Here is a 26,029-nt window from a genome sequence, read left to right on the forward strand (position 1 = left end):
CACTTTGTTCAATAATACTTTTGCTATTAATGAAAACGGGCTTTTGTTAGCTTCATGCACTCTCGCTTCCTTAATGTTACCGCATAGTCAAAATCATCCTTCTCAAAACAATATAAAATACATTCCTTCATAGTAGGTTCTAACGCTATTGCCTCATCTATCATTGCTATAGCCTCCTCATCTCGCCCTAATTCTTTTAATATTTGAGCGGCAAAAAAATAATAAATATTGTCTTTGGGACTTAGCTCAATTGCTTTCTTATACGCTTGCAAGGCTTCCTCATCTTTTTGATTTAATTCTTGTAAGAGAACCCAACCTTTGCTTGCATACAATTCTTCACCACACTGATTTTTCTTTATACCTATGTTAAAGCATTCTACCGCTTCCTCCAATCTCAGTTAAACACCATCCTTTGTCTAAATATACGTCCTGAAAATCAGGATTAAGTTCTATGACCTTATCATAGGCTTTGATTGCTTCTTCATATTGCTGAGATATGTGTAATATTATTTTTGCTTTTAGAGCGTAAGCTGCCGCAAAATCAGGTTTTAGCTCTATTGCCTTGTCACAAGCTTCAAGTGCTTCTTCTGTTCTAAGTATCTCTTTTAATACAATCGCTTTCTCAAAATATCCTTCTGCGTCACTATATGTCGATTCCAACAAATACTCAAAAACTGGAGATGCATATTTTAGTTCTCCAGCTCTAGAATAACTCCTGTACAATGCCAATAGTTGTCGACTTGTTAAGAGTTGGTATGCTTCTTGTTCATTTCTTTTTTTCATTGTCACTCCCTCCTCTATAATTGATTTCATAATTAAACTTACTGCTTATTTAAACCTTAGGTGGTTCACTGGTAATCTTCACTATATCCACTAAATCCTTTTCTATTCCAAATGCTCTAAATATATGTTCTTTCATATTCTGATACGCTATATCTTTAGGCGATAAGGCAATAGCCTTATCTATCATCTCTATTGCTTCTTGTGATTCTTCCAAATCCGTATAAACTTGCGATGCCATATAATAATAAAACCCCTCTTCAGGTCTTAATGATATTGCTCTTTTGTATGCCTCTAAGCTCTCATGGTATCTACCCTGCTTTTGCAGTATCATTCCCACATAATAATTTGCTTGTTCATTCTTAGGGTTTAGCTGTAAACATCTTCTAAAATACATGAGTGACTTATGATCACCCTGCTCTCTTCCAAACCAATACATCCCTAGTTCAAAATATTTGCTCCAAGTCTCGTCTGCCTGCTCTTGTTCTTTAGCCATACTATTACCTACTGCTCCTTCTATTTTGCATCTTTGAAGCTTGTTGATGATTGCCATCTCTAACTTGTCTAGATTTTTATTAAATATTGAATTTCTGATTTACACCCTCACATCCTGTAGCAAGCCTAATACCTTCCGTAATGCTTAACACCTCCGATAATGTATGCAGCAAAGCAGTAATTGTTTCTGTATTCTTACGAATACTAGACAAAAACATCCTGATTGCTTCCGCGTACCTTCCAAGAAGACACAATGTTATGCCGCTAAAATAATATGCTACGTAATTATCGGGATGAGCTTTGATTGATGATTTAAAGCAACATAATGCAGATTTATAGAATTTTTGTTTGTTTGGAGATTTTTTCAGTAACAATAATTGCTTGCCTAGCTTTAGCCACGCATCATCTTTACCGAGTTTTAAAAAACTTATTAATACTGTGATTGTTCTAGAGGTAAATGATTCTGATGAGGATTGGGTATTATAGTCATGAGATATACTAATTAATCTTGCTGCTTTAGATTCAGTTTTAGTTTTAGCTTTAGTTTTATATTTTGTACTTTTTTGTGAATGAGGTTTTTGTGGTGACTCGCAAGAGCTGCTAGCGTTCCGAGAGGTAGTACGAGCTAAAGTTTTGTAGGGGCTAGCAAAAGAAGTAGGTACTACCCTACTATTATTGCCAACACAGTGATGATGTGATATATTCATAAATGACCTCATATTTATTTATGGGTTATTGCATTTACCAGTAAACACAAACCGTCCAAAGTTTTCAGTGTTTACTGGTTTTTCTTTTTATAAGGTAGTTTCTACTTTATTATCAGCTATCTCTGCTACCTCATACTTCTACTTTATTAAATATATTTTAGTGTGTCAAGAAAAATTACCTTGGGCATGGTATTTTTTAATTAAAACTGAGTCTGATTTATGAAATTGTCAATTCCTATACAAAAATTCTTAAAGAAAAATTTAATTAAACTTGGATTGAAAAGAAAAGACTTTGCACAAAAAATTAATATGACGTATCCAACAGTGACTAGGCTTATTAATGCTTCTAGAAATAATCCTGAATTTATGACAATTATTACTCTAGCTGATTTTTTTCATTGCTCTATTGATGAAGTTATAGGACGAAAACAATATATATTGTGTAATGCACAGCAACAACAATTTTTACAATTACCTTTACACAAAGTGCAAAAAAACCTTATCTCATTTATTAAGAATAAGTTAGTCTTAGAAAAGATAACCGCTTATCAACTAGCCAAAAAATTAAAACTTGGCGAAACTGTTATTCATGATTTTATAAAAGATGGTAGTAATATAAATATCCTAAGTAGTCCTGTCATTATAAAATTAGCCAATTATTACTGTATTTCTTTGGATATTATGATTAACAGAACTCTAGTATCTAATGAATCTTAACATATTATTATATAATAGTTATACATGATATATATAATAGATAAATAATCGTTATACATTACTTTGTTTTTTATCAATATATTCTGAAACTATTCTTACCATAAAACTAGATCTATTTCCTTCAGTTGGATTGCTCTTTAAGTAATTATTAAGTTTTAAGTAAAATGAATCTGACATAGAGATCATTCTTCCTTTATATGTATCTTTTTTTTCTTGATATTGTGGGATTTGTGGGTCACTACTTTGAATAAAATCAAATTCTAGTTTTGAAATAGCATTAGGATTTGGTATACTTTTTATTTTTTTCATATTTAAAATATATTATTCAATAATCATTATATAATAACATTATAATTATTATATATCTATTGTATAAAATTGTTTTAGTTTATCTTGTATTTCTTGACTAATATTCTCTATTTCTCGTACCGCTTTTTGATCTTGTGGAGTCTGTTCCACCACTCCTCTACCACTTTTTATAGAATGTTTAAATGCTACTCTTTCGCACCTCGTAATAATAGTCTTTAGAGTGATTAGCTTTGTGCTCGGAAAGTAGTTTAATTAATCCTAAAGGCTCGTCTCTAACCACTTTGTAGGTTATAATTAAATCTAAATTTAAATCAGATATGAAAGCTCTGTTTGGTTGTAACTTAAAGAAAATTGCTCCACCTCCTAAAAATGGCTCATAGTAATCTTTAAAATTAGTTGGCATGCGAACACTTATTGCCTTTCTTAAACTTCTTTTGCCTCCAACCCATTTAACAAAAGGTCTTGGTATTTCTTTATCTATTTCCTCAAGGGGTTTTAATTTTAATGATGGGTGGTATAGGTGCGGAGTGGCAATACATTCTACATTTTTCCCAACTACCTCTGTATTGCTAGCATACTCAAACAGAGTGCTTGCTTTCTTTGTAATATCACATATACCCGTACTCCACCCTCTTAACCCCACATCCTTCGCTAAGTCTGCGTATCACATGCGAGTAATTATTTCTGATCCAATCCGCCATAAACCTTGTTGGCATTGTTAGCGTTAGTGTGCCAGTTTCCCTGCATTCTTTAGTCTCTGCTTTAGAAAACCAAACCCCGTCTATCACCGCCCCTAATTCCTCAATCAGTCCTTTCCTGATTTGATGCCATGCTGTGTTTTCTTCTATTATATCTAATCCCTTACCAATATCTAAAATTCCAATATCTTGGCTATTAGAAATAATATCAGGTTCTTTGATTTTAGAATATTGCTTTTCTATCGCTTCTTTTCTTTCCCCTTTTCCCCTGCCACCTTCAGAAGATCCTTCATCTCCAATCACAGTCACATAATAACCGTTAATACCATACACTGCTTCTATTTGCTCGCTTAAAGTTGCTATTTGTCGCTCACTTAAATCTAGTCGGTTTGGGATTAACGCAGTAATAAAACTATTATCATGATTTGTTTTAAACTCAACTTGTGTCAGTATCTCATATGCCACATTAGTACTAAATCTTCCTGATATCTTCTTCCTTACCTGCATTTCTTTGCTGGTATCCAAGGAATTCTCTATTTGGCTTAGGTATTTCTCATATTCTAGTAAGTTTTGCTCTTCCGAATTAATGTTACAGCTGAACCTAAATGTTGTATGATTTACAAGCGGTCCTTGATGCTTCTCATTCTTTAGAATCTTTGCCATATAGCTTAAGAATATAAATTTGTTCTTAAATCTCTTCTCAGGATATTTGATGTAGAGCTTCAGTAATAACTGATTCACAAAATTATTGCTGAATTCTCTACCAGCTCTAAAGTTAAGCGTATCTACATCTTGTTCTGAGAGTGGATAGAAATGCCTTAATTCCTTATATTCAGATATATCTTCGATGATTCTTGCAGCAGACTCAGAGGTAGTATTAGAACAAGATGGTTTAGCCTTAATAGAACTTTCAAAAGAATTGTTATAAGATTCAGATGGAAACGAGCAAAGCTCGTTTCCCAAAAACTCTTTTTTAGCATCTATATAATCTATATTTTTAATAATACTATTCTTTAATACAAAGTCTTTATTATATAATTGACCAGAATCAGTGCAAGCAGGGTCATATTTAGTGCATTCCCATTCCTTAGAGGATTCCAAGGTTTTATTGTTATTGTATTCTTCTTCATTTTGATCGCTAATTACTGATTCTTGATTGTGATTATTAATTACTGCTTGCTGTTGACCTATATGTTCTTCTTGGTTATTCTGTTCTGCCTGGTTATTTTGTTCATGCTGATTATGGTGCTTGGTGATGAGAGAAACATTAAGCACTGATATCTTCCATAAAGATTTATCAGCTCTGCTGTTATGATCTTCTGTATCTTTTATGAAAAATCTCTGTTTAGAGATAAAATTATGATCTTCTAAGTCTTTCAATGCTTTAGCCAAGCTATTTCTATGCAATTTAAGTTCTTTCTGTAATTCTTGATAAGAAGTAACAATAGAGTATGACTTATAGGTTAAGGCACTATCAGAATCGTCATAATTGTACTTATTAGCAGAAGATTTATAAATCTTAGTAAAAAGATATAATAATATGATCTTAGATATTGCAGAAATGCTACAATTAGAATTTAATTGCTTTAAGAACTGATAAGATACTCTTATAAACATCTTAGTTTTTTCAAGATGTTGTCTTTTTCCTTCTATGGTAGGTATAAAGGTTTTATCTATAAGGTCTAAACTCTTAGAGTTATTTTGGTGTACTGCTTCATCATTTATGTCACAAAGAGCAAATCTATCAGGCTCATATTTAAGATCCTTAAAAACCTTATCAGATATTGTTGTGGTAATAATGTTACGATTATTCTGTCCTTTTTCATTCTTATCTCTATGGATAAGAAAATATCCTTTATCCTCTAAAGATTTTTGTAGAACAAATACTTCAGCTTTAGAACAAGATAGCCTAGAAGACCAGCTTTTAGCAGGTAGCGATATAGATCTATTACGTCCTTTAGAGGAGTTAATATAAGAAAGAGAATCAGCTAAGATATAGTACATCTTCTCAAGTGAAGATAACCTAGAGCATGATAATATGTGAGATAATAAACACCCAGTTATTGGGATGTATGATTGATTCTTTGTGGTATCAAGGTATTTATGTATACCTATATTCTCACTTGACCTAGCAAGTGGGTAAAATAATTGCATTTTATGCTCCTTTTATGGAGCTAAGTACCTAAAAACCTTGACTTTTTATTATTATTTATGTAATATCTTTTTATAAGAGATCCGGGCAAAGATTATCTTATCAATAAATAAGGAGCGAAGGTTGTATACTTAACTCCTTATTTATTCCTTGTTATTTTCATTAATTTCATTAAGTAATACCTTTTCTTGAGCTAGTTTTTCCTTTGCGGCTTCTAAAATCCACCTACTTCTATCTGTAAGTGCAAAATTTTGTAAATGAGCATCTAAATCTTTCAGAAAAGATTTTGGCATAGATATCATTACTCTTTTTACATCATGTTTTAATATAGCCATAAACGTCAAAATTATATTTTATATTCATAATAATATTAAACATAATGTAATGTCAAGTATCATAATACAATATATTACACTTTTAAAGTGTAATATATGTATATGTTAAATTAAACAATACATAAAAATTAAGTTGATTATATTATTACAAGGTGTTATTAATTAATTATTATATAATAGATATATAATAATTAATTAATCCAAATATAATCCATATAACATTATGTATATCATCACAATTGCCAGCACAAAGGGTGGAGTAGGAAAATCAACATTCAGTCTAAATTTAGCTACTGCTTTATTAAATCAAGGAAAAAAGGTTGCATTATTAGATGCTGATGCTCAAGGTACTGTCACAAAGTGGTCTAAGGTTCGAGATTATATGATTGAAGCTGGTGAAAAAATTAATAAGCTTTTTGTAGCTGGAGTACGAGGTGAGGCTTTATTAGAAATTGCAGAAGATAAAAAAAAACAAGGTTGTATCGTTTTGATTGATAGCCCAGGAGTTGATGACTCAAATATGAGAAGTTCATTATTGAGAAGTGATGCCGTGATTACTACTTGTTCTCCATCACCAGTAGAATTGTGGGAGGTAGAATCATTGATAACTATTATGAAAAAATTACAGTTAGTTCAAAATAGAAAAATCCCACTATTTTTATTATATAATAAGGTACCTACAATATACTCTGATACTGCGATAGCAGAAGCATCGTTGTTTTTTGAACAAAATAATATTATGCCTCATTATATTCTGCAATCTTATATTAAAGAAAGAGTAGCATTTAAACATTCTATAAAAAGTGGTAGAGGAGTGGTGGAACAGACTCCACAAGATCAAAAAGCGGTACGAGAAATAGAGAATATTAGTCAAGAAATACAAGATAAACTAAAACAATTTTATACAATAGATATATAATAATTATAATGTTATTATATAATGATTATTGAATAATATATTTTAAATATGAAAAAAATAAAAAGTATACCAAATCCTAATGCTATTTCAAAACTAGAATTTGATTTTATTCAAAGTAGTGACCCACAAATCCCACAATATCAAGAAAAAAAAGATACATATAAAGGAAGAATGATCTCTATGTCAGATTCATTTTACTTAAAACTTAATAATTACTTAAAGAGCAATCCAACTGAAGGAAATAGATCTAGTTTTATGGTAAGAATAGTTTCAGAATATATTGATAAAAAACAAAGTAATGTATAACGATTATTTATCTATTATATATATCATGTATAACTATTATATAATAATATGTTAAGATTCATTAGATACTAGAGTTCTGTTAATCATAATATCCAAAGAAATACAGTAATAATTGGCTAATTTTATAATGACAGGACTACTTAGGATATTTATATTACTACCATCTTTTATAAAATCATGAATAACAGTTTCGCCAAGTTTTAATTTTTTGGCTAGTTGATAAGCGGTTATCTTTTCTAAGACTAACTTATTCTTAATAAATGAGATAAGGTTTTTTTGCACTTTGTGTAAAGGTAATTGTAAAAATTGTTGTTGCTGTGCATTACACAATATATATTGTTTTCGTCCTATAACTTCATCAATAGAGCAATGAAAAAAATCAGCTAGAGTAATAATTGTCATAAATTCAGGATTATTTCTAGAAGCATTAATAAGCCTAGTCACTGTTGGATACGTCATATTAATTTTTTGTGCAAAGTCTTTTCTTTTCAATCCAAGTTTAATTAAATTTTTCTTTAAGAATTTTTGTATAGGAATTGACAATTTCATAAATCAGACTCAGTTTTAATTAAAAAATACCATGCCCAAGGTAATTTTTCTTGACACACTAAAATATATTTAATAAAGTAGAAGTATGAGGTAGCAGAGATAGCTGATAATAAAGTAGAAACTACCTTATAAAAAGAAAAACCAGTAAACACTGAAAACTTTGGACGGTTTGTGTTTACTGGTAAATGCAATAACCCATAAATAAATATGAGGTCATTTATGAATATATCACATCATCACTGTGTTGGCAATAGCACTAAGCTATTAGCAGATCATGGAACAAATCAATCAAAATATCTAGATCCTGACTACTTTTTACCAGCTAGTCAAAGAATAAGCTACTATAGCAAAAAGTACGGCAGATCAATAGGCAGAATATCACGAATAGTATCCGTAAGTCTTTTATCGGCAATGATGCTTACAGTAACATTAGATGCCAAAGCACAACCAGCTATAGAACCAAATCAAAGTTTTCTATTTGGTAAGGACTCTGCAGGAATTAGCACTAACGTGTCTTCACCACCAATCATGCCGCAATCTCCACCACCAGCTCCTCCAATTCCGCCTGTGCTACCTGCTATACCTAATTTAGTCAGTGACACAAGTATAGGAGGAAAATCAGAAAATAGGTCAGCATTGTTTGAATCGATAAGGAATTTTGGCAAAAACATACTAAAAAAGGTAAAGAAAGAGCCAAAGCCTAAGGTATTAACTAGCGACGGCGGGGATTTAATGAGTCAACTGTATGATACGCTTGAGAGAAGAAGAAATGGTATAGCTGGAGGGAAGAATGGTGCCAAGTCAAAGAAAGTGGTAAAGCAAACTCCTAAATTAACATCTGAGGAGCAAGCACGGAAGAAAGCGGAGAATTTAGCAAGAGCAGCAACAATTCGGGAGCAGAACAAAAAGAAATGGGAGGAAGCGGCTAAGAAGAATGAGGAGATAGCAAGAGAAAGACGCCGAGCTGAAGCTGAAGCAGTTAAAGCAAGGATAGAGCAAAAAGCAAAGGAAAGAGGCGAGAGTAGGGAAGGTGTAGTTAATGGTATAGATCCGGCACTACATCACAACATAGTATCAGATTTAAGATCTGAGATAGCAATCTTAAGAGAGAAGCTAAAAAATCAAGGTATCAATAATTTAGCAGGGACACTAGGCGGTGGAGCAGAAGAGCCTATATACAGCAAGCCTATAGATACTATTAGTATGGCAAGTAGCGTTACGGAATACTCTGAACCTTGGCAAGATCCTGATACTGAGATAGGTGAAGCATTTGAAACTGAATTTAGTACACCAAATACACAAAAGCAATTTGAGCCATCAGCACCTCCTCTATCATCATTTAGCAGTTCAGAAGACTTACATATTTCAGAAGCCGATTCATTAGGTGAGGAAGAAGCGAAAGTAATAAAAATGCTAGATGAGGCAATAGAAGATAGCGGCTATAGCGGATCTAGTTGTTCCAGCGTTGGTGATTGGAGTGAAGAGGATAGTATTTTAGATACAGACGGCTACGATACCGTATACACAAGTAGCAGCAGTAAAAATTCTAACGATGACAACTCAGAATGGGAAACGGACTTTTCTGACGATAGCAGCGACGAGGACGGGATACCATTTTCGCCACCTGCGACTGAAGAGAAGAAAGCGGAGCTTGACATCATAAGAGAGTTTCAAGTATCGGAGCTATCTTCAGCTGTTGCAAGTAACGATAGCATTAATGAAGCCAATATTGCAGCAGACAGCAACGAATCAGAGGAAGCATCGCAAGAAAAAAGTACCACAGCAAGCGTCCTTGAGATACTAGATGAGGTGGACGAAGAAGATAGTTTATCTAAAGACATATCTACTAACTTAGATAGTACTGCAAGCACTGAGCCACAAGAAGAATCGACTGCTAAAGACAAAGAAGATCTACTTAAAAAAGCAACGATGGTAGCAGCATCACATAACCAGGCACGGAAGATAAGCAAAATATCTAGTAAACAGATCAGACACCGCATCTTTGCTAAAGATATAGTAACTGCTGCTGTAGCTGCAGGTGATGAAGATGATAACGTAACTGACAAAATCTCCGGTTATAGCATATGGAGTAGTGGCACGCTTGGCAGTAACAAACAAAAATCTAAAGCAGACTCGAATGGCTATAGTAGTAAAATAGCCGGAGGCACTATTGGAGCAGACATTAATCTTGAAAAGGATCTGCTGCTCGGTGCTAGTTTAGCAAGTTTAGTAGCCGTGTTAAATATCAAGATCAAGGCGGGTCAAGTGATTTACGAAGCAGCACCGCGAGTACAAGAGCTAAATATGATACTCATATATTTAGTCTATATGGCTCACGTCCAGTAAGCCCTAATATGAGCATTTCGGTAATAGGTTCAGCAGGCTATAGCAAAGGTAAAAAAGTAAGATCAAAACTATTTAGTCTTGAGCCGCACTTGAACTACAAGATAGGACTACCGCAAGATATTACGCTAATACCTCACATTGGATTGAGGTATGAATATGAGAAAGTAAGTCGCCACAAAGAGCAAATAGCAAGTAGTCTGTCTATAGAGCGTTCTAAAAAGAGTTACCAAGCCATAAGCGGTGAGATAGGCAGCAGAGTAATATTTGCTCCTATTAAGCTAAAGGGTAGTACTCCATCAACATCAACAATATCAATAACTCCAACGGCTCATTTTTCGGTAGAGAGAAGAATAGGCAGCAGGGGCAAAAGCCATCCCTTCACTTTAACGTACCACGAGTCCCAGCAAACTATCGGAACTGGTATTGTATCAGTTAATGCTCAAAATGAAAGGACAAGCCTTAATGCTGGCATCGGATTAATAGCAAGCCGTAAGAACATTAAGCTAGAGTTATTGTATGACCAGCAGAGGCAAAAGCGATTTAAGAGCCATCAAGGGGTTTTAAAGCTGAAGGTTAGTATCTAAAGACAAAACGAATAAAAAACCCTTAAAAAAAATAACAAAAATAAAAGTCGTAAAGCAAAGAGGCGGGTAGTACCTGCCTTAACATTGCCAATAAAGACATGAAGAATTAATCTCAAATTAATACTTAGAAAATAGGTGTTGTATGAAAAATATAGAATATCAAGAGAATTTAGCCGAAGTGGGAGAAGTAAAGATACGTCATAAAAATATGAAGCGTTATGCATTAGCACTTGAACTATGTAATAAAGTCATGAAAACAGCTGGCATTGATAATATACCTAGTGAAGATCATACCAATCTCTTTAACCTCAAAGTATATAAAAATGGCATAGTGGCACTGAGCGAGTTATTAGCACGGACTATAGATGAAAAAACAAAAATTAAAGATAAGGAGTTAATAGAAGGGTACGAACCAATAATCAACTTACTTGAGAAATTCATTAGACCTAAAAATGATGCAGAACATTATTTTAGGCAAGGTCAGAGGTCGTATGGGAATGGGGAATATAAAGAAGCATTAATATCTTTCGAGGAAGCAAGTAATATTATTACCCGTTCTATTTATTACCATCATAAAGGAAAAGCACTTTTAAAGTTAGAGCGGGCAGAAGAGGCAATTAAAGCCATCAATAAGGCAATAGAGCTAAAACCTGATTATGCCAAAGCTTATAATGAAAAAGGGTATGCTTTAGCCAGTTTAGCAAAACATAACGAAGCTATTAGCTGCTACAATAAGGCGGTAGCACTAAGGCCTGATTATGCAGATGCTTATTACAACAAAGGGCTTATTATAATAAAGGATTATTATTATCTAAGGCAGGTAGGCTTTGTGAAGCTCATAACAGCTATGAGCGAGCAATAGAGTTAGAGCCAAATGACCCAAAGCTTTATTGTGAGTGGGGCAGGAGCATGAGCATGAGCTTTATGCATCAAGGCATTAAAGAAAGTATTAAGGCATATGATAAGGCGATAGGATTAGATCCTAAGCACGCCACTGCATATTGTTATAAAGGGTATGCACTAAATATATTAGAGAAATATGATGAGGCGATTGCAGCATACGACAAGGCGATAGAGCTAAAGCCTGATTATGCAGATGCCTATGCCGGAAAAGGATGTCAGTATAATTTTTTAGAACAGTACGATGAAGCAATTAAGTGTTGTAATAAAGCAATAGAATTAGATTCAAAATGCCCCTCTGCGTATAACAATAAAGGTTATGCATTGTACGAACTTAAGCAATATATTGAGGCAGTTAAAGCTTTCGATAAGGCGATAGAATTAGATCCTAAATATGACGCAGCACTAGAGAATAAACAAGCGGCACTAGACGCCATGGCATGCCAAGCTCTAGATAAAGCATTTGAAGTATTATTAACTAATACACCGTTATCACCCGGAGCACGAAAAGTAGCAATGCAAAAAATAGCAAATCTTAAAAAGATGCAAGGCAGTAATAATAACGATAGAAGCTACACAGAAAAATATCTCAACTATCTTTTCAGACTTCCATGGGGCAAGTATGACGAAGCATCTATCGATATTATAGAGGCTGAGAAGGTACTAAACGAAAATCACTATGGTCTTAGCAGTGTTAAACAGAAGATTATAGAAGCCTTAGCATTTATGGCAAACTCTCAGAATGCTAAACCCCCAATATTATGTTTAGTTGGTGCTCCTGGAGTCGGAAAAACATCAATCGCTAAAATAATATCAAAAGCACTAAACCGTAAAAGCGTAACATTATCACTTGCTGGAGCAAGAGATGAGGGCTTGATCAGGGGGTGTATGGATTTCTATATGGGTGCAAGACCTGGTAAAGTACCGTCACTCCTTTCTGAAGCAGGAAGTAGCAATCCTGTCATGATCTTAGATGAAATAGACAAAATCAGTCAAGAAAGAGGTGCTGCACTTGAAGGAGCATTACTACAGTTAATAGACCCATCACAAAATGATAGCTTTACTGATGATTACTTTGATTTTGGCTATGACATGTCAAAAGTATTTTTCATCGCCACAGCAAACTCAATTGATAATATATCATATCCACTATTACACCGTATGGAGGTCATAGATATTAGTGGTTATACCGATAATGAAAAAGTAAAGATCACGCAAGATTACATAATACCAAAGCTAATGAAAGAGGTAGATTCACCCGATAATAAGTTTCAGATCTCAGAAGAGTTAACGAGGTATATAATCGAGAACTATACTAGAGAATCAGGCGTAAGAGACGTAGAGCGAAAAATAAGAGAGTTATTACAAAAATCTCTCTTAGCAGAAGCAAGAAAGGAACAAATCGCCTTAACTAAAGAAACTATATTTCAAGCACTCTAAATACATTAAACAAAAACTTCAAGATGATGAAGTTACTATTGGTATGATCAACGGTCTTGCTCATACAGCAAGAGGAGGCGATTTAATTAAATAGAAGCTTCAAAATACAAGGGTGACGGCAAGATTAAAGCCACAGGCAAACTAGGAGAAGTATTAAAAGAATCAATAGATGCTGCAATGACCTGTTTAAAATCAAGCATAGATTCTAAAACCAAAGAAATCAGTGATGAAGTCTTAAAGACTCATGACATACATATACATTTACCAGCAGGAGCAACGCCTAAAGACGGACCATCTGCAGGGATAACTATATATACAGCTCTATATTCCTTACTTAGTAACAAAAAGATAAGACAAGATATAGCAATGACTGGTGAGATTACACTAAAGGGTAGGGTGCTTGAGATTGGAGGGCTTAAAGAAAAGCTAACTGCTGCAGTAAGAGAAGGTATTAAGGAAGTCATGATCCCTAAGGATAACGAGCGGGATTTATCTGAGATACCTGAGGAAATCAAGACAGCACTAGTAATACATCCTGTAACACATGCAAGTGAGATACTAGACATAGTATTTAAAACTCAAATATCTAATAAAAATACTAAACAAAAAACACAAAAGGGAAATATGGGTAAAGTATTGCAATTTCCTAAACGTAAGAAAGATATAAAGAATTGACAAAGTTACCCTGTACAATTAACGTTTTTGTGTAGATAAAGTTAAGTAATAAAGAAGTAATAAAGAAGTAGTAAAGCATTTTAGCAACAAAAAAATAAAATATAAAGGAGGTGCTATGAGTAAAGATGGACAAGATGATAAAAATGTAAATAACGACGAGATAAGCACACAATTATATAGTGGTGCACAAGTAAAAAATGTAATTAACAAAATAATATGTCGTATTAACGCTTTTAATCCAACAGAAATACAGCAATTAAAATCTAGTGCCGCATCTATATCAACTGAAGGGGTCGACCCCGAGATTGCAAAAGAGCTAAAAGCTTTAATTGCATCCATTGTCGAAAAAGAAAAAGAGGAAAAAAATGTCTAATAGCTAACATCTTGTCTGAAAATCAACGCATTGTTGATGAAGCTGCTCAAGTACAAGCTTGGAAAGAAGAAATGTTAAGGTTTATGGAAACGCAAGCTGTGTATAGTAGTTTTGATGCGATAAGTACAGAATATTTAAAACAACAGGAGAATCGTAATACAAATTTAGATACAGCATTAGAGGATACTAAATCGGGCAGAGAGCTTAGTCAAGAATTAAGGCAACAATTAGCTCGTACACCCAAAGATATAGAGGAAGAAAAGGAGAAATGGGCAAAAATTCATAATGCTAGAATTGTTGCCCACAATGAGCATAGACACCATTCAACTGAAATAGAAAACATAGATAAAGAGATACAAAATGTTAATCATTCAACACACGCTGAAAAAATTATATTTTTAAAGCAGAAAAAAGATTTCCACATAGCACAACAAGAAGTAGCAAACAATAAAATTAAAGAAACAGCAAAACATTATGATGAGAGAAAAAAGGAAGCGATAAAAATTGGACAGGGTTTGGAATTAGCCAAAAATCCAGATATAAAAAGTTTTTGAGTTGACCAAGCAAAAGTTTTTGAAAATATACATGAAGTGCATCCTGAAAAGGCTAAACTCTCAATTGAGGTTTCAGAGAAAGTTGATAAAATCAGATCGTGGTCTGATATAACGAAACAAGATATAGGCTCAAGCGATACAAAAAACAAAACAAAGATTACAAAAGAAGCTGCAACAAAGACACAGAACAAAGCTAAGGAAAACGGTAATAACAAAGGTTTAGGTAAAACAGATAAAAATACTAAACAATGGAGTATTTAAATTTATTAAATTATGGAAGGATAATAATATGTTTAAGAATATATTTAAGAAGAAAAATAACGCTGATACAAATACTACGGCAGAGTACTGGTACAAACTTGCAGAAAATTATTATAATGATAGACAAACATTAATTGATAATAATGAATCCCAAACAAAAATTGATGGTGCAGGAGTGCTAGCAGCTAAAGATTTTTGGATTGCTTTGTGCTTAGGACATGAAAAAGCCCCATTCTCCTTATATGCATGTTTTGGGCAAGGTATTGGTGTAAAACAAGATAATGATATAGCAAGCTTTATGTTTTCACTAGCTCAAGAATTAAAAGATGTTAGAGTTGCCAATAAAGAATGTGCGTTTTCTTTGCCTATTACTTTTAAGAATAAAGTACATGAAATCTCGGTCTTAATAAAACATGTTAAAATACCTAAATCAGGGATTGATATGCAGCATGTTAATAAACAGATGGATGATTTTAGTAAAGTAATGATATTACCAGATGGTAGGGAGATTTTTAAACTAATAACAGATGGATATAATACGTCTGATTCTAATACAGAAATATTAGGCGAACAGGCTCACCATAGCGATTTTTAATACTCAACGACTTCTACCTTCATCTTTTTGTTTATTAAAAGATTTGGTAGAGGTAGTTTTCTTAAGGTTTTGATTTTGAGGAGTGGAAGATTTAACAGAATGTTTAATATCAGAAAGCTTCTCAAAATCCTGCTTAGAAAATGAGGATAGTTGTTTTGGAATATCTTGCTTTTGTTCTTGCGTGCGTGATGGAGGCCTTCGACCGATCATATCATCTATGGAGGTGTCAAGGAAGTTTGCAAGGGCAAGAGTGGTCGCAGCACCTGGCACTGACTTTGCCCCCCTTTCTAGAAATTTTACAAGAGTGTTTGTGCTGACATAAATTCTATTTGATAATTGTGCGGCACTGATATTAAGATCAGTCATAGTATTTTGTACTACTGATAATAAGTTTTCTGCAATTATACCTGAATCTGTATGTTGGAAATTTTTAGTCTTATTTTTGTAGTACCGAGGATCTCTACCTAGTATTTCATCAATAGACGTATTACAAAAATTTGCGAGTTTTGTAAGGGTGGTAAGTTTAGGATTAGAAAATCTCCCTTGCATCATTTTATTAAAAATGGGCTGAGTAAGACCACATTTCATGATAAAATCTTTTTTCTTAATTTTCATGTTTTCGATTTGTTGTGTCAAAAATTCTTGTATTTTTTTGCCTAAAGACATGTGCCTAATAAAAATATTGAATGTTGCTTTTTTTTTTGACAGGCAAGATGAAAGATGGCTAAGCTTTAATTAGCACTAAAAAAATTGTGTGGAATTTCTTGAAAGATTTGAGAAAGGATTTTTTACTCTCAGTAAGTATACAGTCGGCAAACTTGATTACTTACTGAGATGAACTTTTAATTTAATTAAACAACCGTAAACGGCTTTTTAACTAATTAACCTATTCAAAGGTATTCTTATGTTATTACGAGATTTCAGAAATATCAAGTTTTTTCAAGACAAAAATTCCAAAAACATAACAAAAAATATAAAAAAAGTCACAAAAGAAACAAATAGTGGTTATTTAGCGACGTTATATTCAACCGGTAGTGCAGCAATAGACAACTATATCCAACTTGTTACGTATTTTGTGTAATTAATTTAACTAATCATCAGTAATCAATTAATCAAAAAGGAGCAAAGCTAATATGATGCCTAAAAAAGCAATTAATATAATTAAAAAACAATCTGACAAACTAAAATATGCAGCAATAATTGGTACTGTATTATTGATAGCCGTAGATGCGAACGCAGCATGGGACTTAAGTAAGCAAGTTGGGGATGCGATAATATCGCCCGTAGTTAAGTTATTTAAGGATTATGTTTCATTGATTATTGGTGTAGCCGCAGGAGGAGGTTTAGCACTCGGCACGCAAGGTGATTTAAGAGAGAGATCAAAAGTAGCTGGTGTTGGATTTTTAGGAGGATACGGAGTGATTGAGGTTATTAAAGTTATGACTGGTATTTAAAGATTAAGAATAAGTATTAAGAGTAAAAAACTATGACCAAAGTAAGATTCAATGAATGTTTAAACAAAGAGACGCGATTTTTTAATATATCGATTGGAGTAATTCTTGGTAGTTGCGTGACTGGCGTAACTGTTTGGGCTTTAAAGAACTTACTTTTTGGCGTAGCAGCAAGCGTTGTTGGTGCAGTACTCGGAAGTTATTTGATGAAGGAGTATAGGCTTGGCAATATTCAAAAGAATTTTTACTGGCGATGGCTTGGTTCAAATGTTTTGCTTGGCAAGCATATACCTTCATCATACCAGCGGAGAATATTTTAAAAAAACTTAAGAGCTAAAAGCTAAGAGTAAATAACAAGAATATTAGCAGTAAAATTAATAAGCATAATAAAAAAACAAATAAAAACCATGCAGGAAAAAATATTAAGTGATCAAGCAAAGATGCTAGCAAAGAGGTTTATTTTTAATTTTAACCTTGATGCTTAGTTTTATCTGCTGCGGCTTAACATTAAAGTTAATCACTACGCGGGATAAAACGATATTAGTACCTGGTCTTGCTCAAGAAGTATGGCTAGGTCAAGGTAAGGTATCAGAAGGGTACATAGAAGAGGTAAGCTTAATGTATTTATCGATGCTTCTTGATTTGAACAAAGACGTAGTAGGTTATAAGGAAGCATTAATCAGCAAATATATAAGCCATAGTAGCACCAAATATATGAAAGAGATCAGGCAATACTTCTCTCATGTTAAAGAGCAGTATAAGCAGTTTGGCTTATCTACATATTTTGCTGTTAAATCTTTGGAGGTCAATTCATCAGATAATAGCGTGATTGCCAAAGGAGTGCTAACTACGAAATTTGGGGATCACGGGATTGACGTTAAAGAGACTTCATATTTCTTAAGCTATGATTACGCTGGAAGTACCCTTAGATTAAAGGAGTTTCATCATATTGAAAGCGAAGAAGAGCTGAAGAAAAAAGAGGCACTACTAAAAGAGGAAGAGGAAAATATGCAGAAGATAGAAAAAGCAGTGGATAAGAGAGGTATGCATCATGATCAGTAGAGTTAGATCGTTAATACTTAGCATTGCCTTTATCATTTTAACAACAGGAACTGCATTAGCACAGCAAACATATTGTTATAAGCAAGGCAGCAGAATTAAGGCGGTAATCAGCAAAGATCATTTAAATAGAATATGGTTTTCGGGCAAACATATTATTGAAGTAATAGGCGATGGCACAAAATACAAGATATTGCAAGATGCCGTCGGTAAGAACTTATTTATAACGCCTCATGCAGCAATTGGTGAAGATATAGAGATGTCAGCAATTGAGGCAGGAGGTCGCACAATTGATCTTAGTTTAAGAGTGGCAGGCAGCAAAGGACAGGTAATTTTTATAGAAGAGAAGCAAAACTGTCATTCATCAAAAGATACAGATAATCAGGAAATAGCAAGATTAATGCGATATATGCATTCAAATAAACCTGATCAATACATTGTAGATACAAGTAAGAGACATATTCATAAATTAGAGTCGCAAGGACTTAAAATAAGACAAGATATGTCATATAGATATGGTCCTTATGTAGGTGCAAAGCTCACTATTACTAACATTTCATCGGGTGTTTTTAAAAAAGGTAAAGATATAGAACTTACTGATTGTCTGTTAAAGCAGATATTTGAAGGTGAGTATGCAATGATTGGGAAGAGCTGTAGCATATTACGTCCTGGGCGTAATTGCGTTGTGCTGATAGCCTTGAAGGAGGTGGAGAGTGATTAATTTAAAAGAAATATTTAAAAATATCAGAAATAAAAGATCAAATTTAACATCATCTGAAAGTGAGTCCATAGAAAATACAAGCGTTAGCACGTTTCGTAAAGCACAGGAGCGAAGATGGTTGTATGTATGTTTGCTAATTTTAGGTGTTGAAGTTACAAGTCGGCAGTAGCAGTAAGATTAAGCATGAGGAAAAAAGAGCGGATGAAGGACGTAATATTGACACCTCGTACGAGGCGATGGACGGCAACAAAATATGGCAAAACCACTTTGAGGATAAACTAAGAAGTAGTCAGCATGAGCTACAAGAGAAAGTAGAAAGCTTAATGCGTGATATGCGTGCTAAAGAAGAAGAGGAGCGTAAGCATCGGGAGCAGGAGCTGCAAAAAATGGCTGAGCAGCTAAAATTTGCTCAAGATGAATTAAAAAGTGCAGCACTTGAGCTAAAAAGAGTCAGTGATATTGCTGAGAGTAACAAATATGAACAAGAAGCGGTAATTAGAGGCGGGGAGGTCAGCTCAATTAAGTTTGGTAGTAACGTGCAATGGGACAAGCCAAAAGACATACGTGATTACATACCTGAGACTAGTTTTGTAAGTGGTTATACTTTAGGCGGGATTGTAACTTCTACTGGGATTAATACGGCAAGCGAGAATGCAACTCCGGTGGTAATAAGACTCAGTAACAGAGGCAATTTACCAAAAAACATTAATGTAGATATTAGTAAATGCAGAATTCAAGGCAGCAGCTACGGGGATCTCTCTAGTGAGAGAGTGATTATTAGAGCTGAGAAATTAATCTGCATCGATCCTAAAACGGAGCTAGTAACTACAAGTGACGTGATAGGTGTAGTACATGGTGATGATGGTATGAATGGTATTAAGGGCAAGGTAATTGCCACAAGTAACAGACATATTAAAAATGCTTTCATTGGCTCAATGTTAAGCGGTCTTGCCTCAAGCAGTAAAGGAGTAGAAGGTTTAACTCTAACATCACTTGGAGCGGTCAATACAAAACGCCAAGGATTTAAAGATTTAGCTGGTCAAGGACTTTTAAACGGCGGAAGTAACGCGGGTGAGAAGATAGCTGATTATTATTTAAGGCTTGCTGAGCAGATGTCACCGGTACTTACCGTGCCGGGCGGCGTTAAGGTGGATGTTATATTTACCAAAGGTTTTTTCTTAGGAGAAGTTGGTATGCAGCAAAAAATTGCCAAAGCCCGCAAGATTAATAAGCAAGTACAAGCGGAGGAGTATGATGAATATTAAGAAACTAGTGCAGAACATCAAGCTAGGATCAATGTTATTGGTCGCTGTAAGTATAAGCGGCTGCTCTACATATAGTAGTCATTTTGGTTGTCCAGACGCAAGGGGGCTGAATTGCGCGCCAGTAAGCATAGTGAACGCACAAATAGATAGTGGCAGGATTGAAAGCGTCACAAATCAAAAGAAGAGATGCAAGGGCGGTAAATGCTATACGCAGAATCAAAATGATATAAAGCCGGAATTAAAATTAGAGGATTTAAGATAAGATGGTACTTGGAAGGTTAATAGAGAAAGTAGAAGATTATTGCGGTTTTGCTTCAAATGAGATGCAGGAAACTTCCAATAAGTGCTTAAATGCTCATCTTGAGCGTAATTTTTTAGGAGCAGTACCACTAAAAAGTTACCTGCCCTATAAAAGCTATGTACCTGGCATTGGTATATTTTTTAATGATGACGGTATTGCTGGTTTTTTGACAGAAATCTCAATGAGAGTAGGTAGTAATGAGGCACTTGAAAAGAACCTAAATCTTTTTTTCAATAATGAGATTCCCGAAGGGATTTACATGCAGTTTTTAGTAGTAGGAAGCAATAATATTGAAGATAAGTTAAGTTTATGGAGAAGCGAAAGAACAGCTCATAATGATCCTATGTTAGATAGAATTACAAAATATCGCGAGGCTTTTTTAAGAGAAAAGGCAAGAGATATCGGTAATAGTGACGGCCGTATAGGGCGAGATTGGAAAACTTATGTTAGTTGTAGCATGAGAGGTGTTGATGGCAATAACAATAAATTAGAGTTACTCGTTAAGTTTAAAGAAAAGCTACTGAGGAAATTTGCGTCAATTAAGCTAAATACTCGTAGCTGCGATGTTGTTGATTTAAAATATCTTGTTAATGATTTGGTTAATATGCAGCTTACGCCTTTATCTTCGCAAGGACAAGTGGGTACAAAAAGCTTTGATAGTAGCAGTCATACAAAAAGTAATTCTAATAAGCATAATTTACTTGAGCGTATATCGGATCAGATATTTGAAGGGCTTCATGAGGCAAGTATTACTGAAGAAGAGATTAAGCATTTAAACACTGATTTAGTGACAAGAGGATATACACTCAAGAAATTACCCGAGAGTTTTGGGATTAATGATATGGTGTCACTTCTTGGACCTGATCTTGAAGGGGGTTTCCCTGCAAGATTAATAATAAGTTACACCATATCAAATAATATCAATAAGGCAGATGAGGGAAAAATAATTGCAGAAGGGCTGCGTAGCATTCATGCATCCGAGAAATGGTACACAAGACATGACATTAGTTTACAGAATGAAGCGAAGTGGTGGAAAGTATTAATTGATCGCAATAAGAATGGTGAGAGATTTTTAACTGAGAATTTGCAAATATTTATCACAACTACAAAAAATGGGGTGGAAATAGCAGAAGAGAAACTGCTTAGCCATTATAATAGTTTAGATTTTCAACTAGCTAGAAACGATAAATTACATCTTATTGGTTTGTTATCAATACTGCCAATGCAGCAAGCAGTTTTTTGGAAATCTTTAAAATTCTTTCAATTAGTAAAAAACGTTCCTGCAAGTGAGGTAGTTGCTAAATTACCTATTCATGGGGAATGGAAAGGTATTAATAGAAGCGGTGTCTTACTACTTGGTCGCAAAGGTGAGATGTTTAACTGGAATCCATTTTATAGGGTGGGAGGTGCCGGTAACTATAATGTATGCGTGATGGCACCATCAGGTAGCGGTAAGTCATTTTTTTCTGCAAGAGCTCGCTACTAGTTTAGTGTCTCAAAATGTACAAGTATTTGTGCTAGATATTGGCTCGTCTTACCAAAATATTGCTGAGGCTATGGATAATAGTGAGTTTCTAAGATTTAATGCACTTAATGATCTATCACTTAATCCGTTTCATGGGATTATAGGTAGCGGAGCTGTTTATTTAGAAGCTCAGAAGCTAAAGCGAGAAGGTAGAAGCAAAGAAGAAATCATTCAGCGTACCGGTCTTACCGCTGAAGGATTAGAAATATTATTTTCAGAAAATAATAATACAAAAGAGGTAGCCGAGAATGAGACTATTGAGGTTTTAAAGATTGGAGAGCATTTTGTAACCAAGGATGCGATTATTTACGCGAAGACGACAATTAGTACTATGTGCGGTGTGAGTGGGGATAACACAAAAGAAGCTATAATTGAAAAGGGATTAAATGAAGGAATAAAGCAATACGGAGACACATTAAACTTAGATAAATATGCCAAAGTTTTAGAAGAGATGGAAAATGGTATGGGAAGAGATCTTGCAATATCTCTATATCCATATACATCGAGTGGAGTGCATGGCAGGTATTTTAGACAAGGCAAGAATGCTAAATTCAATTCGCCTTTAACTGTATTTGAATTTGAAGAAGTTAAAGGCGATGAGGTGTTCTTGTTGGTCATTTTGGGCATAATATTAATGCAAATAACAATGCAATTTTTATGTGGGGATAGAAGTAAGAGATTTGTATTAATTGTTGATGAGGCATGGAGAATTATAGATCATAGCGTAGGTTTTTTAGAAGCGTTTGCAAGAACTGTCAGAAAATACGGTGGGAGTTTAATCACCTGCGTACAAGAGTACAAAGATTTAGATAATGGTCCGAAGCATCAGGCCATTTTAAATAATAGCAGCTGGACGGCAGTACTGCGTCAAGAGCCAGCTGGGATTGGTCAGATGAGGCATTCTGAGAAGTTCAAGAATTGCGCGCCATTAATCGAGACTATTACCAAAGATCCGGAGAATAAATATTCTGAGATTATGATTATGGGCAGTAATTTACGTGTTGTAGGGCGGTTAGTAGTAGATCCGTATAGTGAGTGCTTGTATTCGACGGAGAGTGAGGATTATGGCTTTTTGCATCAATGCAAGAATAATGGAATAGATAAGGATACGGCAATTAGGGAGCTTATCAAAAGAAAGGGCAAGAAACTACCGGTATTTAAGGTGGATCATAAAAGTATAGAGCCAAAAAGCGGCAGAGAGGAGATAATTCTAACATGAGTCAGCATCAGATATCAAACAACGAGTCTAAGACATCACTTCAGGTGGAGGCGTTAAATAATATTGCAGTAAATAAGCATCAAGTGAATGTGATAATGATATCTATAGTATTGTTAATATTTCTAATAGGGTGTTGCTGTGGACATCTTGGATCTCAAATGCTCTCTAATTACCAAGATAAAATGCAAATATTATATGTATCACGCAGTGAGATAATGGATTTAGAAAAAGCAAGACTTGAGCAGAGCCAAGACCCTGCGGGCAGGATGTTTTTTGGAGAGATTAATAAGGCAATCAGTTTAATTAGGGAAGAAGCTATGAAGCACGAGGATAATTATAACCGTGTGATATTTGTAGGAGATAATTATGTAGAAGGCAGAAACACTAAATCTATTAGTAAAATAGTATATGAAAAAGTAATTAATCAATTAGGCGTTCAATTAAGAGGAAAAACAAATGCTAGAGAACAAAAAGTGTCAAATAATGAATAAGATCTTAAATACCCCATATAATTATAGTTTAGTGCTACTTACTGTAGTCATATGGTACATATTTTGTTATGTGCCATTTGCAAATACAGGGTATGACAGAGCAAGTAGTATGTTTTCTTATATTATGTTTTTTAGTGGCGGTAGTGTGATCGCAAGTTATGTGAAGCACAAACAAGAAGAATTAGATCAAGTAGGCATATGTGGTGCTGCGAGCATGTTATTGTCCATGATGACCCTATTATTATGTAAATCTTTAGGTTTATGGACGGTTATTCACTACGGTGTAATGTGGTTGTTAGTACCAAGCAGTATCTTTGTATTTCTGCTGCTAGTAAAAACAATAGTTATCAGTAGTAAAAACTAATAATCCATTTAATTACTGAAGACAGAAGTGAAAATAATATTTGGATTTGTTGTGTTGTTTTGGGTTAGTGGCTCGGTGTTAGGAGTAGAGCTAGGAAAGCAAGGTACAACATACGAGGTAGTAGAGGAAGGGTTTGTAAGTATGATTAAGAATCGTTTATCGATGCTTGATTTGCAGCAACATCAAGAAGAGATGCTACGAACAGCAAGACGTCAGGTATTAGAGCCAGCACCTGTTGTTGGCATAAGAGCTACAAGTAAGCCAAGGAAGTTTTGGTATGATCCAAGTTTTACATTAACGGAGGATATTAAACTACCTGACGGCAAGATATTACATAAGGAAAGAACAAAAGTGAATCCGCTAGATCACATGGTGTTTGATCGTGAGTTAATATTTATTGATGGAAGAAGTCAGGAGCAAATGGAGTGGCTTAAGAAGAGATTAGAGGATACGAAAGCAAAAAATAAAGAGAAGAATAACAACGAAAACAATAACTTAGAAATTCGGATAATTCTTGTAGGTGGAAAAATACTGGAGTTACAAGAGGAGATAGGTAGAACATTATATTTTGATCAAGCAGGGGAGTTAACGAATAAGTTTGGTATAGAGCAAGTACCGGCAATAGTGGTACAAGACGGCAAGAGGCTTAAGATATCTGAGATCAAGATTTAGATTAGACGTAAAATAACTGCTAGGAACGAATAGGAAATGCAGCGCCGCTAGCAGCCAAGAGTCATAAAGAATAACGTTAGTAGGCGACAAGAAGAAGAGCAGGAAACCTACTAACATAAATAAGTTAAAAGTAATAATCAGCAAGAGTCAAGAAGAATTTAAAAAATAGGTAATAAGGTAATCATGGTAATAAAGCAATATAGTGGGAGTGATGGTACTAGCATTAATATTCAAGGATACGCAGAGTTTTTAGAGAAATTAAAGAATCGAGTTGCTACAAGTAGATTGAGAGCGGCTAGAGCAGTTAACACGGAGCTCATAACACTTTACCATTATATTGGTACTGAGATTTTAGATCGTCAAAAGAGATATGGCTGGGGTTCTAAAGTAATAGATAAGTTAAGTAAAGATTTAAGAGCAGAGTTTCAAAATTTAAAAGGTTTTAGTCCTCAGAACTTAAAATATATGAAGCGTTTTGCAGAAATATATACATTTGATGAAATTGGTCAACAGCTTGTTAACCGATTACCCTGGGGTCACAATATCATTTTGATGTATATGGTAGGTGATAAACAAAAGCGACAATGGTATATACAAAAAAGTTTAGAGTATAATTGGTCTCGTAATATTTTATCTATGCAGATAGAAACAGATTTATATGAAAGAGAAGGTAAGGCTATTACAAATTTCAATGACAGACTTCCATCTCCTCAATCTGATCTAGCACAACAAACATTACGTAATCCATATATATTTGATTTTTTAAGTTTAGGTAATGAAGCTCATGAACGTGAAATTGAAAATGCATTGATGAGCCATATAGAAAAATTTTTACTTCAATTAGGTGAGGGATTTGCTTTTTTAGGTCGTCAATATCCTGTTCAAATTGGTACAGAAGATTTTTATATAGATCTACTTTTTTATCATATAAAGTTACGCTCATTTATTGTTGTGGAACTAAAAGCCGGTAAATTTAAAGCAGAATATATTGGCAAGATGAATTTTTATTTATCAGCAGTAGATGATATTTTAAAACACCCAACGGACAATCCAACTATAGGATTAATTTTATGTCGGGATAAAGGAGAAAGAATAAAAGTCGAATATGCTTTACGTGATATGAGTAAGCCTATAGGTCTAGCGGAATATCGTTTTACAGAAACATTACCTGAAAATATAAGAACAATACTACCGACCATTGAAGAATTAGAGGAAGAATTATCTAAAGACTTAAATATAAAAGGAAGTAAGGATAAAGGGTAAATA

At 34.2% G+C, this 26,029-nt stretch carries 34 protein-coding genes and 1 pseudogene; 25 read left to right on the forward strand and 10 right to left on the reverse strand.

All coding sequences use genetic code 11. The features are described from left to right. Positions 1–26: 26 nt before the first annotated feature. From MB29_RS08895 to MB29_RS13210, 4 genes are read right to left on the reverse strand one after another with little or no spacing between them, the layout of a single operon-like run. A complete protein-coding gene (locus tag MB29_RS08895) occupies positions 27–392 on the reverse strand; it encodes a tetratricopeptide repeat protein (protein ID WP_037203323.1) in 366 nt (121 codons plus the stop codon). Next, on the reverse strand, positions 367–783 hold the full coding sequence (locus MB29_RS09255) for a tetratricopeptide repeat protein (protein ID WP_215426290.1): 417 nt from the start codon (positions 781–783) through the stop codon (positions 367–369). Before MB29_RS09255 ends, MB29_RS08895 begins: the two co-directional genes overlap by 26 nt. Positions 784–832: 49 nt before the next feature. Next, the gene (locus MB29_RS07300; RefSeq protein WP_032139677.1) at positions 833–1,333 is read right to left on the reverse strand and encodes a tetratricopeptide repeat protein; all 501 of its coding nucleotides are present in this window, start codon (positions 1,331–1,333) and stop codon (positions 833–835) included. Positions 1,334–1,355: 22 nt separating this feature from the next. After that, positions 1,356–1,982 carry a tetratricopeptide repeat protein gene (locus tag MB29_RS13210; RefSeq protein ID WP_233419028.1) on the reverse strand — a complete coding sequence of 209 codons (627 nt, stop codon included), beginning with the start codon at positions 1,980–1,982 and terminating at the stop codon, positions 1,356–1,358. Between the two features lie 219 nt (positions 1,983–2,201). On the opposite strand from MB29_RS13210, the gene MB29_RS07310 reads away from it, so the two are divergent. Further along, positions 2,202–2,699: a helix-turn-helix domain-containing protein gene (locus MB29_RS07310; protein ID WP_032139678.1), complete on the forward strand. Its 498-nt coding sequence runs from the start codon at positions 2,202–2,204 to the stop codon at positions 2,697–2,699. A 51-nt stretch (positions 2,700–2,750) separates the two neighbouring features. On the opposite strand, the gene MB29_RS07315 is transcribed toward MB29_RS07310, so the two are convergent. From MB29_RS07315 to MB29_RS07330, 4 genes are all read right to left on the reverse strand, one after another. Beyond that, complete coding sequence (locus tag MB29_RS07315; protein ID WP_010424102.1) at positions 2,751–3,008, reverse strand: hypothetical protein; 258 nt, start codon at positions 3,006–3,008, stop codon at positions 2,751–2,753. A 178-nt stretch (positions 3,009–3,186) separates the two neighbouring features. Beyond that, positions 3,187–3,651, reverse strand: coding sequence for a DNA adenine methylase (locus tag MB29_RS09260; protein ID WP_010424096.1), 465 nt, complete (start codon positions 3,649–3,651; stop codon positions 3,187–3,189). Continuing rightward, a complete protein-coding gene (locus tag MB29_RS07325) occupies positions 3,617–5,860 on the reverse strand; it encodes a DnaA N-terminal domain-containing protein (RefSeq protein ID WP_032139679.1) in 2,244 nt (747 codons plus the stop codon). The genes MB29_RS09260 and MB29_RS07325 overlap by 35 nt, the downstream gene beginning before the upstream one ends. Before the next feature lie 141 nt (positions 5,861–6,001). Beyond that, entirely contained in the window at positions 6,002–6,193 is a 192-nt protein-coding gene (locus MB29_RS07330; RefSeq protein WP_010424181.1) for a CopG family ribbon-helix-helix protein, read from the reverse strand. Positions 6,194–6,416: 223 nt separating this feature from the next. Between MB29_RS07330 and MB29_RS07335 the strand changes: the two genes are divergently transcribed. After that, on the forward strand, positions 6,417–7,112 hold the full coding sequence (locus tag MB29_RS07335; RefSeq protein WP_032139680.1) for a ParA family protein: 696 nt from the start codon (positions 6,417–6,419) through the stop codon (positions 7,110–7,112). Between the two features lie 48 nt (positions 7,113–7,160). Continuing rightward, entirely contained in the window at positions 7,161–7,418 is a 258-nt protein-coding gene (locus MB29_RS07340) for a hypothetical protein (protein ID WP_010424102.1), read from the forward strand. Positions 7,419–7,469: 51 nt separating this feature from the next. Here MB29_RS07340 and MB29_RS07345 read toward each other — a convergent pair whose 3' ends face one another. Then, positions 7,470–7,967, reverse strand: a complete 498-nt coding sequence (locus tag MB29_RS07345; protein WP_032139678.1) for a helix-turn-helix domain-containing protein — start codon at positions 7,965–7,967, stop codon at positions 7,470–7,472. A 219-nt stretch (positions 7,968–8,186) separates the two neighbouring features. Here MB29_RS07345 and MB29_RS13215 point away from each other — a divergent pair, with 219 nt between their 5' ends. The 9 genes and pseudogenes from MB29_RS13215 to MB29_RS07385 all read left to right on the forward strand — a co-directional run bounded on the left by MB29_RS13215 (position 8,187) and on the right by MB29_RS07385 (position 15,695). Then, positions 8,187–10,313: an autotransporter outer membrane beta-barrel domain-containing protein gene (locus MB29_RS13215; RefSeq protein WP_051965342.1), complete on the forward strand. Its 2,127-nt coding sequence runs from the start codon at positions 8,187–8,189 to the stop codon at positions 10,311–10,313. Continuing rightward, the gene (locus MB29_RS13220) at positions 10,283–10,897 is read left to right on the forward strand and encodes an autotransporter outer membrane beta-barrel domain-containing protein (protein ID WP_233419033.1); all 615 of its coding nucleotides are present in this window, start codon (positions 10,283–10,285) and stop codon (positions 10,895–10,897) included. Before MB29_RS13215 ends, MB29_RS13220 begins: the two co-directional genes overlap by 31 nt. 250 nt (positions 10,898–11,147) lie before the next feature. Continuing rightward, positions 11,148–11,675 (forward strand): annotated as a pseudogene (locus tag MB29_RS09270) (tetratricopeptide repeat protein); the annotation flags it as partial. A gap of 137 nt (positions 11,676–11,812) precedes the next feature. Then, complete coding sequence (locus MB29_RS09275) at positions 11,813–13,237, forward strand: AAA family ATPase (protein WP_051965344.1); 1,425 nt, start codon at positions 11,813–11,815, stop codon at positions 13,235–13,237. A 90-nt stretch (positions 13,238–13,327) separates the two neighbouring features. After that, the gene (locus MB29_RS09280; RefSeq protein ID WP_084687015.1) at positions 13,328–13,912 is read left to right on the forward strand and encodes a S16 family serine protease; all 585 of its coding nucleotides are present in this window, start codon (positions 13,328–13,330) and stop codon (positions 13,910–13,912) included. Positions 13,913–14,027: 115 nt separating this feature from the next. Next, positions 14,028–14,285 (forward strand): hypothetical protein, encoded by a 258-nt coding sequence (locus MB29_RS07370; protein WP_032139682.1) that lies wholly within the window; start codon positions 14,028–14,030, stop codon positions 14,283–14,285. A gap of 11 nt (positions 14,286–14,296) precedes the next feature. Continuing rightward, positions 14,297–14,839: a hypothetical protein gene (locus MB29_RS07375; protein ID WP_032139683.1), complete on the forward strand. Its 543-nt coding sequence runs from the start codon at positions 14,297–14,299 to the stop codon at positions 14,837–14,839. Between the two features lie 36 nt (positions 14,840–14,875). Beyond that, complete coding sequence (locus MB29_RS07380) at positions 14,876–15,100, forward strand: hypothetical protein (RefSeq protein ID WP_032139684.1); 225 nt, start codon at positions 14,876–14,878, stop codon at positions 15,098–15,100. A gap of 28 nt (positions 15,101–15,128) precedes the next feature. Then, on the forward strand, positions 15,129–15,695 hold the full coding sequence (locus tag MB29_RS07385; RefSeq protein ID WP_032139685.1) for a hypothetical protein: 567 nt from the start codon (positions 15,129–15,131) through the stop codon (positions 15,693–15,695). Positions 15,696–15,698: 3 nt separating this feature from the next. Here MB29_RS07385 and MB29_RS07390 read toward each other — a convergent pair whose 3' ends face one another. Continuing rightward, a complete protein-coding gene (locus tag MB29_RS07390; protein WP_032139686.1) occupies positions 15,699–16,361 on the reverse strand; it encodes a helix-turn-helix domain-containing protein in 663 nt (220 codons plus the stop codon). Positions 16,362–16,828: 467 nt separating this feature from the next. On the opposite strand from MB29_RS07390, the gene MB29_RS07395 reads away from it, so the two are divergent. The 13 genes from MB29_RS07395 (at position 16,829) to MB29_RS07450 (ending at position 26,026) form a co-directional block, all read left to right on the forward strand. Continuing rightward, positions 16,829–17,149, forward strand: a complete 321-nt coding sequence (locus MB29_RS07395; protein WP_032139687.1) for a hypothetical protein — start codon at positions 16,829–16,831, stop codon at positions 17,147–17,149. Between the two features lie 32 nt (positions 17,150–17,181). Further along, the gene (locus tag MB29_RS07400) at positions 17,182–17,466 is read left to right on the forward strand and encodes a type IV conjugative transfer system protein TraL (RefSeq protein ID WP_032139688.1); all 285 of its coding nucleotides are present in this window, start codon (positions 17,182–17,184) and stop codon (positions 17,464–17,466) included. Between the two features lie 157 nt (positions 17,467–17,623). After that, complete coding sequence (locus MB29_RS07405; RefSeq protein WP_032139689.1) at positions 17,624–18,208, forward strand: TraE/TraK family type IV conjugative transfer system protein; 585 nt, start codon at positions 17,624–17,626, stop codon at positions 18,206–18,208. Beyond that, entirely contained in the window at positions 18,198–18,926 is a 729-nt protein-coding gene (locus MB29_RS07410) for a TraK domain-containing protein (protein ID WP_032139690.1), read from the forward strand. The genes MB29_RS07405 and MB29_RS07410 overlap by 11 nt, the downstream gene beginning before the upstream one ends. After that, positions 18,919–19,095, forward strand: coding sequence for a hypothetical protein (locus MB29_RS12015; RefSeq protein ID WP_215426291.1), 177 nt, complete (start codon positions 18,919–18,921; stop codon positions 19,093–19,095). The genes MB29_RS07410 and MB29_RS12015 overlap by 8 nt, the downstream gene beginning before the upstream one ends. Then, on the forward strand, positions 19,073–20,191 hold the full coding sequence (locus tag MB29_RS07415; RefSeq protein WP_215426292.1) for a TraB/VirB10 family protein: 1,119 nt from the start codon (positions 19,073–19,075) through the stop codon (positions 20,189–20,191). The genes MB29_RS12015 and MB29_RS07415 overlap by 23 nt, the downstream gene beginning before the upstream one ends. Beyond that, positions 20,181–20,453: a hypothetical protein gene (locus MB29_RS07420; protein WP_232049392.1), complete on the forward strand. Its 273-nt coding sequence runs from the start codon at positions 20,181–20,183 to the stop codon at positions 20,451–20,453. Before MB29_RS07415 ends, MB29_RS07420 begins: the two co-directional genes overlap by 11 nt. 1 nt (position 20,454) lies before the next feature. Beyond that, on the forward strand, positions 20,455–21,978 hold the full coding sequence (locus MB29_RS07425) for a TraC family protein (RefSeq protein WP_032139693.1): 1,524 nt from the start codon (positions 20,455–20,457) through the stop codon (positions 21,976–21,978). A 28-nt stretch (positions 21,979–22,006) separates the two neighbouring features. Further along, positions 22,007–23,236 carry a TraG/VirB4 family ATPase gene (locus tag MB29_RS07430; protein WP_215426293.1) on the forward strand — a complete coding sequence of 410 codons (1,230 nt, stop codon included), beginning with the start codon at positions 22,007–22,009 and terminating at the stop codon, positions 23,234–23,236. Next, positions 23,233–23,727: a hypothetical protein gene (locus MB29_RS07435; protein WP_032139695.1), complete on the forward strand. Its 495-nt coding sequence runs from the start codon at positions 23,233–23,235 to the stop codon at positions 23,725–23,727. The genes MB29_RS07430 and MB29_RS07435 overlap by 4 nt, the downstream gene beginning before the upstream one ends. Further along, positions 23,720–24,091 (forward strand): hypothetical protein, encoded by a 372-nt coding sequence (locus MB29_RS07440; protein ID WP_032139696.1) that lies wholly within the window; start codon positions 23,720–23,722, stop codon positions 24,089–24,091. Before MB29_RS07435 ends, MB29_RS07440 begins: the two co-directional genes overlap by 8 nt. Positions 24,092–24,142: 51 nt before the next feature. Beyond that, positions 24,143–24,763 carry a conjugal transfer protein TraW gene (locus tag MB29_RS07445; protein ID WP_233419029.1) on the forward strand — a complete coding sequence of 207 codons (621 nt, stop codon included), beginning with the start codon at positions 24,143–24,145 and terminating at the stop codon, positions 24,761–24,763. Between the two features lie 183 nt (positions 24,764–24,946). Further along, entirely contained in the window at positions 24,947–26,026 is a 1,080-nt protein-coding gene (locus MB29_RS07450) for a PDDEXK nuclease domain-containing protein (RefSeq protein ID WP_032139698.1), read from the forward strand. Positions 26,027–26,029 lie beyond the last annotated feature (3 nt).

Origin of the sequence: Rickettsia tamurae (assembly GCF_000751075.1) — a bacterium.
Classification (GTDB): domain Bacteria; phylum Pseudomonadota; class Alphaproteobacteria; order Rickettsiales; family Rickettsiaceae; genus Rickettsia; species Rickettsia tamurae.

Excerpts from the sequence above, each read along its gene's own strand:
- MB29_RS07310 (WP_032139678.1), top strand. The coding sequence starts at position 2,202 with ATGAAATTGTCAATTCCTATACAAAAATTCTTAAAGAAAAATTTAATT.
- MB29_RS07325 (WP_032139679.1), bottom strand. The coding sequence starts at position 5,860 with ATGCAATTATTTTACCCACTTGCTAGGTCAAGTGAGAATATAGGTATA.
- MB29_RS07340 (WP_010424102.1), top strand. The coding sequence starts at position 7,161 with ATGAAAAAAATAAAAAGTATACCAAATCCTAATGCTATTTCAAAACTA.
- MB29_RS07370 (WP_032139682.1), top strand. The coding sequence starts at position 14,028 with ATGAGTAAAGATGGACAAGATGATAAAAATGTAAATAACGACGAGATA.
- MB29_RS07315 (WP_010424102.1), bottom strand. The coding sequence starts at position 3,008 with ATGAAAAAAATAAAAAGTATACCAAATCCTAATGCTATTTCAAAACTA.
- MB29_RS07300 (WP_032139677.1), bottom strand. The coding sequence starts at position 1,333 with ATGGCAATCATCAACAAGCTTCAAAGATGCAAAATAGAAGGAGCAGTA.
- MB29_RS13210 (WP_233419028.1), bottom strand. The coding sequence starts at position 1,982 with ATGAATATATCACATCATCACTGTGTTGGCAATAATAGTAGGGTAGTA.
- MB29_RS07450 (WP_032139698.1), top strand. The coding sequence starts at position 24,947 with ATGGTAATAAAGCAATATAGTGGGAGTGATGGTACTAGCATTAATATT.
- MB29_RS07440 (WP_032139696.1), top strand. The coding sequence starts at position 23,720 with ATGAATAAGATCTTAAATACCCCATATAATTATAGTTTAGTGCTACTT.
- MB29_RS07335 (WP_032139680.1), top strand. The coding sequence starts at position 6,417 with ATGTATATCATCACAATTGCCAGCACAAAGGGTGGAGTAGGAAAATCA.
- MB29_RS07390 (WP_032139686.1), bottom strand. The coding sequence starts at position 16,361 with ATGTCTTTAGGCAAAAAAATACAAGAATTTTTGACACAACAAATCGAA.
- MB29_RS07395 (WP_032139687.1), top strand. The coding sequence starts at position 16,829 with ATGATGCCTAAAAAAGCAATTAATATAATTAAAAAACAATCTGACAAA.
- MB29_RS07330 (WP_010424181.1), bottom strand. The coding sequence starts at position 6,193 with ATGGCTATATTAAAACATGATGTAAAAAGAGTAATGATATCTATGCCA.
- MB29_RS07405 (WP_032139689.1), top strand. The coding sequence starts at position 17,624 with ATGCTTAGTTTTATCTGCTGCGGCTTAACATTAAAGTTAATCACTACG.
- MB29_RS07410 (WP_032139690.1), top strand. The coding sequence starts at position 18,198 with ATGATCAGTAGAGTTAGATCGTTAATACTTAGCATTGCCTTTATCATT.
- MB29_RS07400 (WP_032139688.1), top strand. The coding sequence starts at position 17,182 with ATGACCAAAGTAAGATTCAATGAATGTTTAAACAAAGAGACGCGATTT.
- MB29_RS07345 (WP_032139678.1), bottom strand. The coding sequence starts at position 7,967 with ATGAAATTGTCAATTCCTATACAAAAATTCTTAAAGAAAAATTTAATT.
- MB29_RS07425 (WP_032139693.1), top strand. The coding sequence starts at position 20,455 with ATGGTACTTGGAAGGTTAATAGAGAAAGTAGAAGATTATTGCGGTTTT.
- MB29_RS13215 (WP_051965342.1), top strand. The coding sequence starts at position 8,187 with ATGAATATATCACATCATCACTGTGTTGGCAATAGCACTAAGCTATTA.
- MB29_RS07435 (WP_032139695.1), top strand. The coding sequence starts at position 23,233 with ATGAGTCAGCATCAGATATCAAACAACGAGTCTAAGACATCACTTCAG.
- MB29_RS07385 (WP_032139685.1), top strand. The coding sequence starts at position 15,129 with ATGTTTAAGAATATATTTAAGAAGAAAAATAACGCTGATACAAATACT.
- MB29_RS07420 (WP_232049392.1), top strand. The coding sequence starts at position 20,181 with ATGAATATTAAGAAACTAGTGCAGAACATCAAGCTAGGATCAATGTTA.
- MB29_RS09275 (WP_051965344.1), top strand. The coding sequence starts at position 11,813 with ATGAGCTTTATGCATCAAGGCATTAAAGAAAGTATTAAGGCATATGAT.
- MB29_RS09255 (WP_215426290.1), bottom strand. The coding sequence starts at position 783 with ATGAAAAAAAGAAATGAACAAGAAGCATACCAACTCTTAACAAGTCGA.